At 41.8% G+C, this 15,663-nt stretch carries 13 protein-coding genes; 11 read left to right on the top strand and 2 right to left on the bottom strand.

Annotation, left to right across the window (positions count from 1 at the left end):
* The first annotated feature begins 82 nt into the window (after positions 1–82).
* From purH to rodA, 6 genes are read left to right on the top strand one after another with little or no spacing between them, the layout of a single operon-like run.
* Positions 83–1,609 carry a bifunctional phosphoribosylaminoimidazolecarboxamide formyltransferase/IMP cyclohydrolase gene (gene purH, locus VS868_RS09635; protein WP_345597057.1) on the top strand — a complete coding sequence of 509 codons (1,527 nt, stop codon included), beginning with the start codon at positions 83–85 and terminating at the stop codon, positions 1,607–1,609.
* Between the two features lie 39 nt (positions 1,610–1,648).
* On the top strand, positions 1,649–2,677 hold the full coding sequence (locus tag VS868_RS09630; protein WP_097055686.1) for a rod shape-determining protein: 1,029 nt from the start codon (positions 1,649–1,651) through the stop codon (positions 2,675–2,677).
* 9 nt (positions 2,678–2,686) lie between these two features.
* Complete coding sequence (mreC, locus tag VS868_RS09625) at positions 2,687–3,514, top strand: rod shape-determining protein MreC (protein ID WP_345597053.1); 828 nt, start codon at positions 2,687–2,689, stop codon at positions 3,512–3,514.
* The gene (locus VS868_RS09620; RefSeq protein WP_345597051.1) at positions 3,507–4,013 is read left to right on the top strand and encodes a rod shape-determining protein MreD; all 507 of its coding nucleotides are present in this window, start codon (positions 3,507–3,509) and stop codon (positions 4,011–4,013) included. The genes mreC and VS868_RS09620 overlap by 8 nt, the downstream gene beginning before the upstream one ends.
* Positions 4,010–5,878: a penicillin-binding protein 2 gene (gene mrdA / locus VS868_RS09615; protein ID WP_266069342.1), complete on the top strand. Its 1,869-nt coding sequence runs from the start codon at positions 4,010–4,012 to the stop codon at positions 5,876–5,878. Before VS868_RS09620 ends, mrdA begins: the two co-directional genes overlap by 4 nt.
* Before the next feature lie 2 nt (positions 5,879–5,880).
* On the top strand, positions 5,881–7,131 hold the full coding sequence (gene rodA / locus VS868_RS09610; protein WP_266069343.1) for a rod shape-determining protein RodA: 1,251 nt from the start codon (positions 5,881–5,883) through the stop codon (positions 7,129–7,131).
* Between the two features lie 822 nt (positions 7,132–7,953).
* On the opposite strand, the gene VS868_RS09605 is transcribed toward rodA, so the two are convergent.
* A complete protein-coding gene (locus VS868_RS09605) occupies positions 7,954–10,086 on the bottom strand; it encodes a carboxy terminal-processing peptidase (protein WP_345597048.1) in 2,133 nt (710 codons plus the stop codon).
* Positions 10,087–10,231: 145 nt separating this feature from the next.
* On the opposite strand from VS868_RS09605, the gene surE reads away from it, so the two are divergent.
* From surE to VS868_RS09580, 5 genes are all read left to right on the top strand, one after another.
* Entirely contained in the window at positions 10,232–11,014 is a 783-nt protein-coding gene (gene surE, locus VS868_RS09600) for a 5'/3'-nucleotidase SurE (RefSeq protein ID WP_266069345.1), read from the top strand.
* Entirely contained in the window at positions 11,007–11,288 is a 282-nt protein-coding gene (locus VS868_RS09595; protein WP_266069346.1) for a hypothetical protein, read from the top strand. The genes surE and VS868_RS09595 overlap by 8 nt, the downstream gene beginning before the upstream one ends.
* Before the next feature lies 1 nt (position 11,289).
* Complete coding sequence (gene lpxB / locus VS868_RS09590; protein WP_345597044.1) at positions 11,290–12,408, top strand: lipid-A-disaccharide synthase; 1,119 nt, start codon at positions 11,290–11,292, stop codon at positions 12,406–12,408.
* Positions 12,405–12,956 (top strand): C40 family peptidase, encoded by a 552-nt coding sequence (locus tag VS868_RS09585; RefSeq protein WP_345597042.1) that lies wholly within the window; start codon positions 12,405–12,407, stop codon positions 12,954–12,956. The genes lpxB and VS868_RS09585 overlap by 4 nt, the downstream gene beginning before the upstream one ends.
* Positions 12,957–13,074: 118 nt before the next feature.
* The gene (locus tag VS868_RS09580) at positions 13,075–15,009 is read left to right on the top strand and encodes a ComEC/Rec2 family competence protein (RefSeq protein WP_345597040.1); all 1,935 of its coding nucleotides are present in this window, start codon (positions 13,075–13,077) and stop codon (positions 15,007–15,009) included.
* A 58-nt stretch (positions 15,010–15,067) separates the two neighbouring features.
* Here the strand turns inward: VS868_RS09580 and VS868_RS09575 are convergent, their stop codons facing one another.
* Positions 15,068–15,619: a thioredoxin fold domain-containing protein gene (locus tag VS868_RS09575; RefSeq protein WP_266069349.1), complete on the bottom strand. Its 552-nt coding sequence runs from the start codon at positions 15,617–15,619 to the stop codon at positions 15,068–15,070.
* Positions 15,620–15,663 lie beyond the last annotated feature (44 nt).

Raw genomic sequence — 15,663 nt, 5'->3', positions numbered from 1 at the left:
AAATAATTATTTAAATAAGAGCGGCAGCCTCTTTATTTTATACTGAAATAATTACTTTTGCAACCTCAACAAAACCAACACAATGAGCGACCTAAAATCGGCTAAATCTGCACTTATTTCTGTCTTCAGCAAAGAAGGACTTGAACCTGTTGTTAAAAAGCTTAACGAGCTGGGCATCACTATTTACTCTACAGGAGGAACTGAAAAGTTTATTACAAACCTGGGAATAAATGTAGTACCGGTAGAGGATATAACATCCTATCCTTCCATTCTTGGAGGACGTGTAAAAACGTTGCACCCCAAGGTATTTGGCGGGATTCTTAACCGCAGTGAAAACGAGCAGGATAAAGCCGAACTGGAGCAGTATGAAATCCCACAGATCGATATTGTAATTGTTGATCTTTACCCGTTTGAAAAAACGGTTGCTTCGAATGCTTCGGAAGAAGAGATCATTGAAAAAATTGATATTGGCGGCATTTCTTTAATCAGGGCAGCTGCCAAGAATTATAAAGATGTGATTTGTGTACCTTCAGTAGACAATTACGCCGAATTTTTAGAAATTATTTCTGAAGGAAAAGGCCAGACAAGCCTGAATGACCGCAAGAGATTTGCCGCAAAGGCATTTAACGTGTCTTCTCATTACGACACTGCGATCTTCAATTACCTGAATAACGAAGAGCAATCTTATAAGGAGAGCTTCAACGGCGGGCTGGAATTAAGATATGGAGAGAATCCCCATCAAAAAGGGCATTTTTACGGTGACTTTTCGGCCATGTTTGATAAGCTGCACGGCAAGGAGTTGTCGTACAACAATCTACTGGACGTAGACGCTGCTGTAAACCTGATGAACGAGTTTCAAAATGAAGCCCCAACTTTTGCCATTTTAAAGCACAATAACGCCTGCGGACTGGCGCAGCGGGAAACCCTGCTTCAGGCTTACAAAGATGCTTTGGCGGGAGATCCTGTTTCGGCTTTTGGAGGTATTCTTATTGCGAACAAAGACATAGACAAGGCTACTGCCGAAGAGATACATGAGCTGTTTTGTGAAGTGGTCATTGCCCCGGGCTATTCCGAAGAAGCCCTGGAAGTTTTAAAAGGAAAGAAAAACAGGGTCTTGCTTGTACAGAAAGAAACCGAACTGCCGCAAAAGCAGGTACGCACCTGTTTGAACGGTATTCTTGTTCAGGATAAAGACTCCAAAACAGATACTACAGAAGATTTAACTTATGCTACCAACAATAAACCGTCACAGCAGGAGTTAAATGACCTGTTGTTTGCTTCCAAAATTTGCAAGCACACAAAATCAAATACTATTGTTCTGGTAAAAAACAACCAGTTACTGGCCAGCGGTACAGGACAAACATCACGGGTAGATGCGTTGAGACAGAGCATTGAAAAAGCGAATTCTTTTGAATTTGACTTAAATGGCGCAGTATTGGCCAGTGATGCTTTTTTCCCTTTCCCAGACTGTGTGGAAATTGCAGATAAAGCGGGAATCACTGCCGTTATCCAGCCCGGCGGATCCATTAAGGACCAGCTAAGTATAGATTATTGCAACGATAATAATCTCGCTATGGTAATGACCGGAACAAGACATTTTAAACATTAATTTTATTACATTTACCGAACCTCAACTAATTGACTTAACATGGGATTTTTCGATTTTCTCACTGAAGAAATTGCTATAGATTTAGGAACTGCAAACACCCTTATTATACATAACGATAAGGTGGTGGTTGACAGTCCTTCTATCGTGGCCCGTCACCGCACTACCGGAAAGATCATAGCAGTAGGAAAAGAAGCTGCCATGATGCAGGGGAAAACGCATGAGAATATCAAGACAATTCGCCCTTTAAAAGATGGGGTAATTGCCGATTTTGATGCATCTGAAAAGATGCTTACCATGTTTATAAAAGAAATTCCTGCGCTTAAGAAGAAAATGTTCACTCCTGCTCTAAGGATGGTGATTTGTATCCCTTCCGGCATTACTGAAGTAGAGATGCGGGCAGTTAAAGAGAGTGCAGAAAGGGTGAACGGGAAAGAGGTTTACCTGATACACGAACCTATGGCTGCAGCTATAGGTATTGGTGTTGACATCATGCAGCCAAAGGGAAATATGATTGTTGATATAGGTGGTGGTACTACCGAGATCGCGGTTATCGCCCTTGGGGGAATTGTGTGTGATAAATCGGTCAAGATCGCGGGAGATGTTTTCACAAATGATATTGTATACTACATGCGTACGCAACACAACCTTTATGTGGGTGAGCGTACTGCTGAAAAAATAAAAATTCAGATTGGTGCCGCTACCGAAGATCTTGAGGTACCACCAGATGAAATGAATGTGCAGGGGAGGGATCTTTTAACAGGAAAACCAAAGCAGGTGAATATCTCCTATAGAGAAATTGCCAAAGCCCTGGACAAGTCGATATTGAGAATTGAGGATGCCGTGATGGAGACGCTTTCACAAACTCCGCCGGAACTTGCAGCCGACATTTACAACACCGGGATCTATCTTGCCGGTGGGGGATCAATGCTGCGCGGACTGGACAAAAGGTTATCACAAAAGACAGATCTACCGGTTTATATCGCCGAAGATCCTTTACGGGCAGTTGTTCGAGGAACGGGTATTTGCCTGAAGACCCTTCATCGTTACAAGGGAATCCTGATAAAGTAGGAGTAATTTATGCAGCAAATAATTAATTTTCTTATTCGCAATAAGAACAATATCCTATTCTTATTGCTGCTCACCTTTTCCCTGTTTTTAACCATTCAGTCCCACTCCTACCAGAAGAGTAAATTTATAAGTTCTGCTAATTTTTTAAGTGGCGGCATCTATAGCTGGACCAGCGACATCAACAGCTATTTTTACCTTGAAGAATACAATTTGCGTTTACTTGAGGAGAATGAGAGATTGCGCACCCGACTGGCAACCTATGAAGATTCCTTAGAAATCAAAACCTATCGGGATACAAGTAGCTTTGACGCCGATTATATTTTTAGAGCTTCAGAAGTTATTAATAACAACTACGCTAAGGTAGATAACTATCTTACCATTAAAAGCGGAAGCCGGGATGGTATTGAGAGAGACATGGGAGTGGTAACCAGTAAAGGGATTGTTGGAATAGTGGAGAATGTTTCCCCAAACTATTCCACAGTGATCTCCATACTCAATTCAAATTCCCGAATCAATGCCCAGCTCAAACGTTCCAATCATTTTGGGACTTTAGTATGGAACGGTGACAACCCCAATATTGTACAGCTTATAGATGTGCCATCTGTAGCACCAATAGCCGAAGGAGATACTATAATCACCGGAGGACGCTCCCTGATTTTTCCAAAAGGTTTACCCATTGGTGCGGTAAAAAACTTTTCCCTGGATCAAAGTGAGAGCTATTATAATATAGATATCGAATTATTTAATGACATGACCAACATTGGGTATGTTTATATTATAGAAAACACCAGCCAGGCCGAAATAAGAGAACTGCAAAATCTTTCTAAAGATGAATAGTGTGATATTCAATAACGCCCTTCGTTTTATAGTATTACTAATGCTACAGGTGTTATTGTTGAACAATATCAATTTTCTGGGTTATGTAAATCCCTATTTGTATGTACTGTTCATCCTGCTATACCCTTTTAATGCAAATCAAACACTCTTTATCTTTCTGAGTTTTTTACTGGGTTGGGGAATTGACATTTTTGAAGATAGCGGTGGTATAAATGCCGCGGCATGTGTAGTAGCTGCATACATTCGTCCGGCAGTTCTTCGTTTCTCCTTTGGGGTGAGCTATGATTATCAAACTATCAAGTTCTCAAGTACGCAACCCGGCTCAAGAATAAGTTATGTGTTAATTATTGTACTTGTACATCACCTGATATTGTTTTTATTAGAATTTTTCAATTTTGCACACTTATTGTTACTTCTTAAAAAAACATTTTTTTCGGCAGCGTTTACAATAATTTTGGTATTTATTACGCTTGCCTTATTTAACAAAAGGTCAAGATGAGAAAAATTTTACTCTACATAATAGTTATTACCTCAGGCCTTATCTTTCTGGCCCGGCTTTTCTACCTGCAGGTAATGGATGACTCTTTTGTAGGGCTCTCAGAGAATAATGCTATAAAAGTAGTCTACGATTACCCGCAGCGCGGTTTTATCTTTGACCGTAATGGAGAACTGCTGGTCTCCAACCAGCCGTCTTATGACGTTATGGTGATACCGCGCAACCTCAAGCCTTTTGACACCACCGAATTGTGCAATATTCTAAGTATTACTACAGAACAGCTGGTAGAGAGACTTGACAAAGCCAAGATCTACTCCCCCCGCCTGCCATCGGTAGTAATCCCACAGCTTACCAAAAGTGAATACGCCTATCTTGCTGAAAAGATGCGTAAATACGAAGGCTTTTACATTCAGAAACGTTCCCTGCGTGATTATTATACCGAACATGGCGCAAATGTGTTGGGATACATAACCGAAGTTAACCAGCGTATAGTAAATGAGAATCCTTATTACCTCTCTGGAGACCTTATTGGCCGCCAGGGAGTGGAAGGCTATTACGAAGAACTCCTGCGCGGTGTAAAAGGAGTAAAATATATTCAGAAGGACAGGTTTAACCGTGATATAGGGCCTTATAAAGAAGGAATCTACGACACCCTTCCAAAAAAGGGAAAAGATATTACCATTACCATTGATGCCGAACTGCAAAAATACGGAGAGCTCCTCATGAAGAATAAGAGAGGCGGTATTGTAGCTATTGAACCGGCAACCGGCGAGATCCTGGCATTGGTAACAGCTCCAAATTATGATCCTGCCGATTTGGTGGGGCGAAAGAGATCAGAAAACTTCACCAAGCTTTGGCTTGATTCCATTTCAAAACCTTTATTTGACAGAGGGCTACTGGCCGAGTATCCTCCCGGATCACCTTTTAAGACCATTAATGCTTTAATTGCCTTACAGGAAGGCGTTGTAACTACCCAGGAAAGTTTCTCATGCCATGGAGGATATTTCTATGGTAGAGGCCGAAAAATGGGTTGCCATGCCCATTCCAGCCCCTTAAACATGATTCCCGGTATTGCCCAGTCCTGTAATGCCTATTTTGCAAATGTTTACCGAAGGATCGTTGAAAAATACCCCACTCCGCAAGAGGGCGTAGATGTATGGGCCAATCACCTGAAAAGTTTTGGTTTGGGTGATTATCTTGGATCTGACCTTTCTACCGGAAGACCGGGTAAGATCCCCACTTCAAAATATTACAACAAGATCTATGATTACCCCACCTATAAATGGTTTTCTACAGCTACACTTTCTAACGCCATAGGGCAGGGCGAGGTTCTTATGACCCCCATTCAGCTGGCAAATATGACAGCTGCAATCGCAAATCGCGGATGGTTCTATACTCCTCATGTTTTAAAGGAAATTGAAGGAAATCCCATTAAGGAAAAAGAGTTTACCGAAAAGAAAATTACCACTGTAGAACCCCGCCATTTTGAACCTGTGGTAGAAGGAATGCACCAGGTATATAAGTCGGGAACCGCATCTGCGCTTCAAATCCCCGGGATAGAGATCGCAGGAAAAACCGGAACTGCCGAGAATTTTACCAGGATCGACGGAAAAAGGGTACAACTTACAGACCATTCCATTTTCGTAGCCTTTGCTCCTGTAGATAACCCTAAGATAGCTTTGGCAATCTTTGTGGAAAACGGATATTGGGGAGGCCGCTACGCAGGTCGTATTGCAGGCTTAATGATTGAAAAATACATAAAAGGGGAGATTACCCGAAAGGATATGGAAGAATGGATACTTACCCACAGCCTGGAAGAAGAATATGCAAAACCATTAAGCGGGGAACCTTTTAGAATTAACCAGTAACTATGCCTAAAACTATTTCCCAGTTTGACTGGCTTTCTATACTTGTTTATTTTTTACTGGTAATCATTGGCTGGGTAAATATCTACTCGGCATCTCTCGATGACACCGCAAGATCATTCTTTGACCTTGATCAAATCTACGGTAAGCAAATGTTGTTTATCATTTTAAGTGTCTTTCTTATAGTTATTCTTCTTTCCCTGGAAGCTAAGTTTTATGAACGCTTTTCCAGTATATTCTATATCATCTCCCTGATTTCTATTACAGGTTTATTTTTCTTCGGAAAAACAATTAATGGCGCCACTTCCTGGTATGCCATAGGAAGTTTTACCTTTCAGCCTGCTGAATTTGCAAAGGTGGGCACAGCCCTGGCGCTTTCCAAGTTCATAAGCGACATTCAAACGAACATCCATAGTCTTTCCCATCAATTCCAGGCCTTTATTATTATAGCCTTACCGGCTGTGATCATTTTAATGCAGCCCGATGCAGGAAGTGCAATGGTGTATGCTGCTTTCTTCTTTCCGCTGTACAGAGAAGGACTCTCAGGAGGATATCTAATAGTTGTGGTCATTGGCGTGCTGGTTTTCGTTTTCACCCTGTTATTTGGCCCTATTTGGGTTTCTGTTGGGGCAACGATCCTGGTGGCGCTACTGTTCTTCTTAAAGAAAAAGAGGATAGCAGGTCTAATGGCCTCTCTCAGCTTACTTATTGTAGCTATTGCGCTATCTTTTTCTGTAGATTATATTTTTGAAAACATATTTGAACAACGTCATCGCGACCGTTTCAACATCGTTCTTGGAAAAGAAGTAGATAACCGCGGAATAGGCTACAACACCAATCAAAGTGAAATAGCTATTGGAAGTGGCAGCTGGTTTGGAAAAGGATGGACTGAAGGCACCCAGACCAAAGGAAATTTTGTTCCCGAACAACATACAGATTACATCTTTAGTACAGTGGGTGAAGAATGGGGCTTTGTTGGAAGTGCTGTGGTTATTTTTCTCTTTATCTTTTTGATCCTCCGGATAATTCACCTGGCCGAAAGACAAAAATCCCAGTTTAACAGGGTTTACGGCTACAGTGTGGCCGGGATCCTCTTTTTACACTTTTTTGTCAATATCGGGATGGTAATTGGCATCTTCCCTACCGTGGGGATTCCCTTGCCGTTCTTTAGTTACGGCGGCTCCGGATTGTGGGGCTTTACCATACTCCTGTTCATATTCCTGAAACTAGATTCTGACCGAATGTCTTTCTGGTAGATTGGTTGATAGTCAGTAGTCGGTAGTCGATAGTCGGTAGTTGAGTATCATGATCATGGTTACAGCCGGGAATAAGTATCTGATTTATACCTCTCAGAAAAGGTGTTTTACGACTGCATTTTTCCGAAGAAATTAGACACAAAAACCTGTGCTTTCGATGGATTCATTTGATAGTCAGTAGTCGGTAGTCGGTAGTCGATAGTTTAGAGTCACGATCATGGTTACAGCCGGGAATAAATATCTAATCTACACCTCAAAAAAGGTGTTTTACGACTGCATTTTTCCGAAGAAATTAGACACAAAAACCTGTGCTTTCGATGGATTCATTTGATAGTCAGTAGTCAGTAGTCGGTAGTCGATAGTTTAGAGTCATGATCATGGTTACAAGCCGGGAAAAAATATCTAATCTATACCTCTCAAAAAAGGCGTTTTACGACTGAATTTTTCCGAAGAAATTAGACACAAAAACCTGTGCTTTCGATGGATTCATTTGATAGTCAGTAGTCGGTAGTCGGTAGTCGATAGTTTAGAGTCACGATCATGGTTACAGCCGGGAATAAATATCTAATCTACACCTCAAAAAAGGTGTTTTACGACTGAATTATTCCGAAGAAATTAGACACAAGAAACCTGTGCTTTGGTTAAATCGGGATAAGGCTTTTTCTTCACAATCTAAACCCGAAAACTGTTATTAACGCAACACACATTCCACCAAGAAACTCCTCATTAGCTTCCTCTTTTTAGTCATCACTATGAACGCTGAAATAAGCCATAAAAAAAGGGCTTAAAAAAGCCCTTTTTGAATACTATGTTTCTCTACTTTTATTTTTTGACATCGGCCAAACCAGACTTCTTGATGTTATTCATCTTCATGTCTTCCAGTACATGCACCGCCTCTTCCATGTAGATATCACTCTTAAGATTCTCGTGCCATCTTTCTCTTTTCTCAGAAAGTACAGTATCTACTTCAAATAATTTAATCTCGTAAGGAAGTGATTCAAAACTGAGGTCTGACTGGTATTCTGAGAGCCTGTCAAATTTCTTTGCCTGCTCTTCATTCAGTTCCATTTCCCTGCTGTATTCAGCATAATTAAGTGGAAAAGTAGTACTGTTACGCTGATCTCTAATCCATTCGGCATTCTCCCTGATTAAGTCGATATGTTCATTTTCAGCCATTCTCTTCTGGCTGTTGGAAAGGGTTTCTTCAAAATCTATATAGCCGTTCCATTCTTCAAAAGAAGCTGCTTCAATTTGATCCCATGGCAGGGGATTCTTTTGATCTTTCTCACCTATATCAATAAAGGAATAACGATCGGGCACCACAACGTCACTTTTCACACCTTCAAGCTGGGTAGAACCTCCATTTACTCTATAGAATTTTTGAGTGGTGATCTTTAAGGCTCCAAGGTCACCAAGGTCGTTGTTCTTGATCCATCGGTTAAGGTCAAGTACGTTTTGCACGGTTCCCTTTCCGTAGGTTTGTTTACTTCCAATAATAACTGCTCTTTTATAATCCTGCATTGCAGCGGCAAGAATCTCGGAAGCCGAGGCAGAAAGCTCATTTACAAGGATCACCAAAGGACCATCCCATAAAATTGAGGAATCTGTATCTTCAAGAACCTGTTGGCCTTCAAGTTTAGACTTCACCTGTACTATAGGCCCTTCCTTGATAAACAATCCGGCGATATCAACAACCGTCTTTAAAGATCCCCCTCCATTGTTTCGCAGGTCAAGTACCAACCCATCCATTCCTTCTTTCTTTAGCCTTACAATTTCCTCTTTCACATCAGAAGCTGCATTTCTTTCAGAATAATCTTCCATATCAAAATAGAACTTGGGCAGGTTGATCACTCCGTAAACACGGCCATTCTTCTCTACTTTAGCCGCTTTTGCATAAGTCTCCTCTATCTCTACAACATCTCTAATAATGTCTACTTCTTCAATGGTACCGTCAACTTTTTTAAGAGTAAGGGTAACTTTAGAACCTTTAGGGCCTTTTATAAGGTTTACAGCATCGTCAAGCCTCATTCCAACCACACTTACCGGTTCTTTCTCGTCTTCCTGTTTTACTTTTATGATCTCGTCACCAACTTCTACTTCTTCTCCTCTCCAGGCTGGCCCTCCCGAGATTACTTCAACAATCTTCACATTGTCGTTTTTCTTTTGCAGGCGTGCACCAATCCCTTCAAGTTTACCACTCATGGCCATATCAAAACGATCTTTGTCTTGTGGTGCAAAATAAAATGTATGGGGGTCAAATTCTTCAACAATTGCATTTACATATACTGAAAACCAATCTTTTCTTTCAAGGTCATCACTGAAATCGAAGTACTCATCGAGAGAATTTAGGGTTAACTCCCGTGCTTCTTTTTCCAGCTCGGCATCAGATTTTGCAACATAATCGGCATCATCCTCCAGCTTTCTTTCCTGTTCTTTCTTTATATCGTAATAATTGGAAATAGCCGAAAACTTAAGCTGCTTTCTCCATCTTTCCTTCATCTCTTTCTTTGAGCTTACATAATCGCGTTTGCTGTAATCGGTATCTAGAACTTCATCTTTGTCAAAGTTGAAAGGCTTCTCAAGAACTTCCTTATAGATTCCTTCAGCTTCAGCCATACGCTCTAAAAGTCGGGTATGGGTAAGATCAAAGAATGTGATCTCGCTGTTCTTTATCTGATCATCAAGAAGGGTTTCATATTGCTGAAATTCCTCTATATCACTTGCGTAAAAATACCTTTTTAGAGGGTCAAGCGCCTCGAGGTAATCTTTATAAACTTCAGAAGAAAAGGAATCGTCTACCTCCTTGGCATCATAATGTCCGTTTTTAAGAACATAAGAAATCAGTTCAATTAGGGTTTTATCTTTATTGGGGTCATTGAATGTCTTGGTGGTAAAGCTGCAAGAAGCCGCGGCAAACAGCAAGACCAGCACCAGTAGCTTATAGTTCCTTTTCATTATGGTTTTTATTTTCATCATTAGTATACCTGTACTACAGTAAAAACTATGCCAACTTATATAGTTTTCTCCTTTTTTGTTAATTTACGAATATAAGCCTTTCCTCAGGAAATTAATTTAATTTAGCAGCCATAAATTTTTCATAATGTCTCAGGAAAAACCGCTCATTTTAGTCACCAATGACGACGGAATTACGGCTCCCGGAATTCGAGCCCTTATTGAGGTCATGAAGCAATTGGGAGACGTGATCGTGGTCGCCCCAGACAGTCCCCAAAGCGGGATGGGACACGCCATCACCATTAGCGACACCCTCTTTTGTGATCAAATTACAGTCAAAGAAACCTACAAGCATAAAGAATACAGTTGCTCGGGCACACCGGCCGATTGTGTAAAAATCGCAACCCAGGAGATCCTTCACCGCAAGCCAGATCTTTGTGTAAGTGGTATTAACCACGGTTCTAATTCTTCTATCAATGTGATCTATTCGGGTACCATGAGTGCCGCAGTAGAAGCCGGTATTGAAGGCATCCCGGCCATTGGTTTTTCTTTACTTGATTATTCACTGAACGCCGATTTTGAACCCTGCAAGAAATTTGTAAAACGCATTACCAGGCAGGTGCTAAAACACGGCCTTCCAAAAGGAGTGGTTTTAAATGTAAACCTTCCAAAGCTAAGTGAGGCCGAGATAAAAGGGATTAAAGTTTGCAGGCAGGCCAAGGCCCGCTGGGAAGAAGAATTTGACAAGAGAACCAATCCGCAGGGTCGCGACTACTACTGGTTATCGGGAAAATTTATAAATGAAGACGAAGGAGAAGACAGTGATGAACATGCCCTTTCTCAGGGATATGTATCGGTGGTGCCGGTTCAGTTTGACCTTACGGCACATCAATTTCTAAGCGATCTAAATTCGTGGGAACTCAATGATTAAGAAAGAGATCTTTTTAGGTTTTGTAACAGGGATTGCAGCCAATCTGGTTGGAATGCTCATTTATATCCTCATTTTTTCTGATCTACCCATTTGGGAAACCCTACAGGAATCTATGCGCGGCGGCTTTATTGGTACCCTTATCACCGCAGGCGCAATTTTAAATTTCCTGCCTTTCTTTTATTTTATAAAAAAAGAATACACCTATAGAGCAAGAGGAGTCTTAATGGCCTCTATACTTGCTGCACTTGTGATTGCGGTAATAAAGCTTAGTTAATATGAAATACTACATTATTGCAGGAGAAGCTTCGGGAGACTTACATGCGGCAAACCTCATGAAAGGCCTTAAGAAGACCGATCCCCAGGCTGAGTTCAGGTTTTGGGGAGGAGATCTCATGCAACAGGAAGGCGGCACCCCGGTGAAGCACTACCGCGACCTCGCATTTATGGGGTTTGCTGAAGTGCTTATGAACCTGCGTACCATTCTTCGCAATATTTCATTTTGTAAGGAAGACATTAAAAAATGGGAACCTCATGTCATCATTTTTGTTGACTATCCCGGGTTTAACCTGCGTATTGCAAAATGGGCCCGCAAAGAAGGTTATAAAACCCATTTCTACATTTCTCCACAAATCTGGGCATGGAAAGAAAACAGGATCAAAGACATTCAGCGTGATATTGATGAAATGTACGTGATCCTGCCGTTCGAGAAAGATTTCTACGAAAAGAAACACAATTACAAAGTCAATTTTGTAGGCCACCCGCTTATTGATGCGATTGCAGGAAGACCTACCGTACAGACTGAAAAGATCAAAACCGAGCACAACCTCGATGATCGCCCAATCATTGCTCTCCTACCGGGAAGCAGAAAACAGGAAATCTCCAAAATGCTGGAGGTTATGCTTAGCGTGACCGATGATTTTAAAGAGTATCAGTTTGTTATCGCAGGTGCACCCAGCCAGGAAGAGAGCTTCTACCGGCCGTATATCAAGAAGAAAAATGTGCACCTCGTCATGAACCGCACCTATGATATTCTTGAAATATCCACGGCTGCACTGGTAACATCGGGTACCGCAACGCTGGAAACTGCTTTGCTCAAAGTGCCCGAAGTAGTTTGCTACAAAGGCAATTTCATTTCTTACCAAATTGCCAAACGCATCATCAATCTCGATTATATTTCTCTGGTGAACCTCATTATGGATCGCGAAGTAGTAAAAGAGCTCATTCAAAACGAGTTCAACCGCAAAAATCTAAAAACCGAACTCACCAAAATTCTCGATAAAGAAAACAGGAAAAGGATCTTTAGCGATTACCACGAACTGGAACAAAAACTCGGCGGTAAAGGCGCAAGTGAAAAGACAGCCGAATTAATCTTTAAAAAAATCTCAGCTCAATGAAGTTCCTGAGGTTCATGCTGCTGGCCCTCATCTTTACCCTCACTTCCTGCGGGGCACGCAAATCTGCAGTGGGGAATCAGGCTACAGTTGTAGACAAACAGGATGACTATGCCCAACTTCCCGATTTCTACAATGACACCGAAGACATTATTGAAGAGGTGGGTGAAAAGACCTTCAGCATCATAGATTACGCCCTTCAGTTTCTTGGCACAAAATACAAATACGGCGGCACCACGCCGCAAGGCATGGATTGCTCGGGGCTGGTCTATACCTGCTTCCTCGAAAATAATATCGAATTGCCGCGTTCCTCCAGAGACATGGCTCTTTTGGGTGACGAGCTCGAACTTAAGCAGCTAAAATTGGGCGATCTTTTGTTTTTTAAGACCGACAGGCGCAAAAAGAACATCAATCATGTAGGTTTGGTGGTAGAGCTTGATGAAGACAATATCTTTTTTATTCACTCCAGCACTTCCCGCGGCGTCATTATATCGGCACTCAATGAAAATTACTGGAAAGAGCATTTTGTGATGGCCCGCCGCATCCTGTAAATTATTATCTTAGGCTAAACACCTGGGAGATAATAATTTGAACACTGCAATCATTCGGCTTACCATTTTGCTGCTGCTGGGAACATGCATCGGCTTTTATTTGGAGCTCTCGCTAAAAATGGCATTTTTGGCACTGCTGCCGGGAATCTTATTATTTCTCCTGGCATTTTTTAGAGCCCGAAAACTGCTTTTTCCCGATCTTTTCTTCGGAAGCAGTGTCGCCCTCCTCTTTTTTCTCTTCGGAATCTTTTCTGCAAGCCTTCACCTTCCCAAAAACCAGCCACAGCACTACATTAACAAGATTTCTTCGGAAGAAATGCCACTTCTGAAGCTAAATATCCTGGAAACACTAAAACCCGATCGCTACAGCGATAAATATATTGCTGAAGTGAACGCAATCAACGGAAAAACTGCGCATGGAAAACTTCTGCTATTGATTCCAAAAGACAGTCTTAAAATGCCATTTTTGGAAGGTGAGCATCTACTTATTTCTTCCACTTTAGCTCCCATTCCTGCGCCCCTCAATCCACACCAGTTCGATTATGCTGCTTTTATGAACAGAAAAGGAGTTTGGCTACAGGCCAATCTCCGCCATGGAGTTTCAAAAACCCTGCATAAAAAAAAATCCGGAATAAAAGTAGCAGCAGCAAATTTAAGGCGTGAAATCACTTTAGCACTTAAAAAGAACAATTTTAAGCAGGAGGAACTTTCTTTGGTACAGGCGCTGCTGCTGGGTCAAAAACAGGATATTTCGGCGCAGACCTACAACAATTTTGCAGCTGCAGGAGCCATACACATCCTCGCGGTATCGGGCCTGCATGTGGGAATCATTTTATTGATGTTACACTGGCTTCTTAGGCCTCTTACAAGTCTCAAAAATGGCAAATTCTTAAAGACTTTCCTGGTCATTTCATGCCTCTGGGGCTTCGCTGTTCTGGCAGGTCTTTCACCCTCGGTGGTGCGGGCTGTGACCATGTTCAGCTTTATTGCGGTGGGCCTGGAAATAAAACGACGTACCGGAACCCTCAATTCCATCTTCCTTTCGCTGCTCCTACTGCTACTCATCAAGCCGGGATGGATCTTTGAAGTCGGTTTTCAACTGAGCTATCTGGCGGTGCTTTCTATTGTGCTTTTTCAGCCTTTGTTTAACAGGCTATACGCTCCTACAAACCGCATTTTAAAATATCTATGGGATTTGCTCAGCGTTACCCTTTCAGCGCAAATAGGAGTATTGCCCCTAAGCCTCTATTACTTCCACCAGTTTCCCGGCCTCTTCTTTCTCACAAACCTGCTCATCCTTCCGTTCCTGGGCCTCATTCTTATTGTGGGCGTGCTGGTCATCTTTTTGGCTGTTGTAGATGTACTGCCCTCTTTTATTGCTGAAACCTACGGAATCATCATCAAAATCCTGATTAAAACAGTGGACTGGATTGCCGGGCACGAACAATTCCTCTTTAAAGACATTGCCTTCAGTTTACCGGAAGTATGGAGCTGGTATTTCTTTCTGTTCGCTGCATTTCTGCTATGGAAAAGCTTCAGCCATAAAAGACTCATCCCTGTGCTGTTTTCAGTAATAATCCTACAATCAGTTTATATTTCTTCCGAAGTAAATAGAGAGGACAGGCTTATAGTTTTCCACAAAAGCCGAAGCAGCCTGATAGGACAACAGCAAAGTGACCGGTTAAAGCTTTATCACAACCTCACAACACCTGCAAAAGACCTGAAGCTGCTTCAAAATTTCATGGTGGGAGAAGATCTTCAGCAAATCAGGGAAGTGCCACTTCAAAATATATACCTTCAAAAAGGGCATTTTTTAGTGGTGACTGACAGTAGCGGAATCCTTCCGAAGCAAACGCCTTTGAACACGCACCTGCTCCTCTCGGGCGCTCCCAGGATCAACCTGGAGCGGGTCTTAATGAATTTTAAACCTGAAGTGATCATTGCCGATGGCAGCAATTATCCTGCGATTATAAAAAGGTGGGAGCAAACTGCAAGCGCGAACCAAATTCCATTTTTCTACACCGGTGAAGACGGGGCTTATATCCTGGAATAAAAAAAGGCCTCACAGGTTTTGAAAACCCGGGAGACCTGAAATTTCATGTTCAAAAAAGCTATTTTGAATCTGTAAATTCATTTTCAAAAGCTGCGGAATATTCCTGGAAAGCTTCGGGACTGGTTATTTTCTTATAATCTTCATCTACGAACATCTTTAGGAACAGCTCGAGTTGCTGCGGAGTGCGGTATCCGGGAATTGGCCCTATCAGGTTCGCCTCTTCATCAAAAAAGACCAGACTTGGGTAGCCGGTGATCTTCATGGCCCTTGCAAAATCATGCTGACTATTTCGACCTCTTCTCTTAGGATCGTAATTCGGATTTTTAAAGGACATATCCTGGTAATTGATCTCCTCGGTACCTTCAGCATTGAATTTTACGGGATAATAATGCCGGTTGATGTATTTAATGACATCTTTATTTGAAAAAGTGTTCTTATCTAGCATCTTGCACGGGCCACACCAGGTGGTATAGGCATCCATGAATATTTTTTTAGGCGCTTTCTTTTGAGCTTCAAGGGCCTCATTCATGGTCATCCACTTGATCTCCTGCCCCAGCATGGCAGAAGCCGAAAACAGCAAAACAGCAAGGCTAAGAATAATTTTCTTCATACTTTTTCTTTGTCTTTTAGCAATAGTCATTCCGAAATTTTCAA

This window comes from Salinimicrobium sp. 3283s, assembly GCF_039602225.1.
Classification (GTDB): domain Bacteria; phylum Bacteroidota; class Bacteroidia; order Flavobacteriales; family Flavobacteriaceae; genus Salinimicrobium; species Salinimicrobium profundisediminis.
Note: the sequence above shows the minus strand (reverse complement) of the source record. Positions and strands in the feature narration are given on the sequence as shown.

Excerpts from the sequence above, each read along its gene's own strand:
- purH (WP_345597057.1), top strand. The coding sequence starts at position 83 with ATGAGCGACCTAAAATCGGCTAAATCTGCACTTATTTCTGTCTTCAGC.
- VS868_RS09630 (WP_097055686.1), top strand. The coding sequence starts at position 1,649 with ATGGGATTTTTCGATTTTCTCACTGAAGAAATTGCTATAGATTTAGGA.
- mreC (WP_345597053.1), top strand. The coding sequence starts at position 2,687 with ATGCAGCAAATAATTAATTTTCTTATTCGCAATAAGAACAATATCCTA.
- VS868_RS09620 (WP_345597051.1), top strand. The coding sequence starts at position 3,507 with ATGAATAGTGTGATATTCAATAACGCCCTTCGTTTTATAGTATTACTA.
- mrdA (WP_266069342.1), top strand. The coding sequence starts at position 4,010 with ATGAGAAAAATTTTACTCTACATAATAGTTATTACCTCAGGCCTTATC.
- rodA (WP_266069343.1), top strand. The coding sequence starts at position 5,881 with ATGCCTAAAACTATTTCCCAGTTTGACTGGCTTTCTATACTTGTTTAT.
- VS868_RS09605 (WP_345597048.1), bottom strand. The coding sequence starts at position 10,086 with ATGAAAAGGAACTATAAGCTACTGGTGCTGGTCTTGCTGTTTGCCGCG.
- surE (WP_266069345.1), top strand. The coding sequence starts at position 10,232 with ATGTCTCAGGAAAAACCGCTCATTTTAGTCACCAATGACGACGGAATT.
- VS868_RS09595 (WP_266069346.1), top strand. The coding sequence starts at position 11,007 with ATGATTAAGAAAGAGATCTTTTTAGGTTTTGTAACAGGGATTGCAGCC.
- lpxB (WP_345597044.1), top strand. The coding sequence starts at position 11,290 with ATGAAATACTACATTATTGCAGGAGAAGCTTCGGGAGACTTACATGCG.
- VS868_RS09585 (WP_345597042.1), top strand. The coding sequence starts at position 12,405 with ATGAAGTTCCTGAGGTTCATGCTGCTGGCCCTCATCTTTACCCTCACT.
- VS868_RS09580 (WP_345597040.1), top strand. The coding sequence starts at position 13,075 with ATGGCATTTTTGGCACTGCTGCCGGGAATCTTATTATTTCTCCTGGCA.
- VS868_RS09575 (WP_266069349.1), bottom strand. The coding sequence starts at position 15,619 with ATGAAGAAAATTATTCTTAGCCTTGCTGTTTTGCTGTTTTCGGCTTCT.